This window comes from Sulfurimonas sp. (genome assembly GCF_016744025.1).
Taxonomy (GTDB): Bacteria; Campylobacterota; Campylobacteria; order Campylobacterales; family Sulfurimonadaceae; genus Sulfurimonas.
On record NZ_JADGFC010000222.1, the window covers coordinates 1 to 2356 of the forward strand.

Consider the following 2356-nt stretch of genomic DNA (forward strand, 5'->3'; position numbering starts at 1 on the left):
CTTTAGTTCCTGTGATGCTTCCAGTTTTGGACGCATTGTAATGTATCTTTGTATAATCTTCTTTTGATGGAAGTGACACATTTGTATTGGAATATCTTTTTATTCCTCTTCTTAAACCTCTGTTTTGAGTGTTTTTAGATTGACAGTTTATACATATTTTAGAGCTTTTTTACAGCCATTTGTAAATAAACCTTTGTTTACTCCTACTATACCGAACTTTAATGAATGTTTTATGCACCCGTTTTTTTAATTAAGTCAAAATATTATATCTGCATTCTTTTATCTATATGGCTAAAGAGTGATTAAATTTCAAGCATGCAATTCTTTTTACAAATAATGTTTTTCAGGCACATAACAATGTTTTTTACTAGCTTAAATGATATAATTACAAAAAAAAAGAAGAGATATGTATAACAAAATAGTTAAAAGTTTAAGATGGGTGATTTTAGCGGGTATGCTTTATACTTTGTACACAATAATGTTAAAAGATGATGTGGAGTTTAACAACCAAACAGATGAGGCTACTCTTGTAAAGATGGCTAAAAACACGAATAAAAGTTTAGATAAGTTTACTATAAATAAACAGCTTATCAAACTATTTCCACAAAATAAAGAACACCAAAAAAGTTATGATGCAAGTGTACTTGAACAAGCTAACAAACTTATTGATGCGCATGAAAAGATGCTATTTCCTATGCCTCTTGGAAACTACAGATATGTTAGAAATATAAGATTTGCAAAAGACAAAGATTCTAAGTATGCACTTATTTTAAATCTTACGAGTATATTTGATAAAGAAGTACCTCAAAAGACTCAAAATACAATCAAAAGTATGTTAAAAATTACTCATGATGGAATGTATAAGCATTATGGGTTTGAAGAGATGAGATTACTTCTCGTACCTACATTTGACTCTATAGATAGTGTTGAAGTGCTAGATTTAAATAGAACGACTTTGGAACTTCCAGAACTTGGGAGTGAGACAAATATTGAAGCACTTCCAAGTAAACAATAGAATAAGATTAATGTAAATAAACTTCTTCAAAACTAAAACTTTCATTCTCTAGTCCTTGTTCGATAAGGGCTCGAGTATCTATTTGTGTTTGGATATATCTGTTATGTTGTCTAGTGTGGTTCGATTTCACTTTCATAAATCCCCAAATTGACAATAGTACAACTATAACAAATGATATATAAACATGACTCTCATTTGTAGTATATAAATCAGTAGCTAGTCTAACTATATTGTCTATAACATAGATAGATGGAAGAGCTATAAAACCCGTCCAAGCTAAGTAAATTATATTCTTTTGCTTGGTCTCATACTCTTCACCATGCTTTAGGTAAGTTGAATTTTTGTTTATTGTTTCTTTAATTGTTTTTGCTTCTTGATTGTCATCTTCTTTTATTTCTAGTTCGTTTATATGAACAGAAGATAACTCTCCCCATCTGTTTAAGTCTTTGTACTCTTTAATATAAAAAGGGTCACTTTCTACTAGCTTTGCTATCTCTTCTTTTGTAGGACTAAGGTTATTTGTTGCTTTTTTTACAACATCTAATATAGCATCATACTTACCATCATTTTGAATATCATCAACAACTTTAATTCTATTGATCATTTTCTAATCCTAAATAGAATTCTTCATTAGTAAAGTATTGTTTTTCAAATCCCTCAGCTATTAATTTTTTTGTTTTTGCATGTAAAACTTTATAGTTTACATGTTGATCTTCATGATTATTTTTAGCTTTTTTATAAAGCCAATAAGTAAATCCCATAACTATTGCATAAGAGATATAAACTAAATTTCCATGAGTTTTGTATAGTTCTGAAAAAAGAGCGATAATATTATGCATCATAAAAATAACCATAACTCCTGCGCTTCCTATCCAAATAGAATAAGCACTATTTTTTGAATCTACTTCAAAGTTTTCAAGATTACGAAGTTGTTGAGTGTTCTCATTTAGCTCTTCTTTAAAAGCCTTAGCATCTGCACCATCACTATCTTTTATCTCAAGCTTTTTAGCATGAACAGAAGAGAGTTCTCCATATCTGTTTAACTCTTTATATTCCCAAACAAAGTAATCATCTTCTAATAAAAGAGTCTCTATTTCATCAAGACTTGGGTCTTCTTTATTTAGTTTTTCCAATACTTCTATATATACTGTATTGTACATTCCATCATGTTTAATCTGATAAGCCACTTTTTTTATATTTATCATTCTGTTTTATCTCCTAATATCAAATAAAATAAAAATCATTACGCCAATTCTAAAATCAAGTGCAATTTTTTGAAAGTAAGTTGAAAGATAGGATTAATCGATAATCTGCTAATCTTATTCGACCAAAAACAAAGAA

The 2356-nt window shown here is 28.8% G+C and carries 3 protein-coding genes; 1 reads left to right on the forward strand and 2 read right to left on the reverse strand.

Going from position 1 to position 2356, the window contains the following annotated elements; all coding sequences use genetic code 11:
* The first annotated feature begins 406 nt into the window (after positions 1-406).
* A complete protein-coding gene (locus QZZ48_RS15435) occupies positions 407-1015 on the forward strand; it encodes a hypothetical protein (RefSeq protein ID WP_294967146.1) in 609 nt (202 codons plus the stop codon).
* Between the two features lie 7 nt (positions 1016-1022).
* Here QZZ48_RS15435 and QZZ48_RS15440 read toward each other — a convergent pair whose 3' ends face one another.
* Both QZZ48_RS15440 and QZZ48_RS15445 read right to left on the reverse strand, forming a co-directional pair.
* The gene (locus QZZ48_RS15440) at positions 1023-1619 is read right to left on the reverse strand and encodes a hypothetical protein (protein WP_294967147.1); all 597 of its coding nucleotides are present in this window, start codon (positions 1617-1619) and stop codon (positions 1023-1025) included.
* A complete protein-coding gene (locus QZZ48_RS15445) occupies positions 1609-2220 on the reverse strand; it encodes a hypothetical protein (RefSeq protein ID WP_294967148.1) in 612 nt (203 codons plus the stop codon). Before QZZ48_RS15445 ends, QZZ48_RS15440 begins: the two co-directional genes overlap by 11 nt.
* Positions 2221-2356 lie beyond the last annotated feature (136 nt).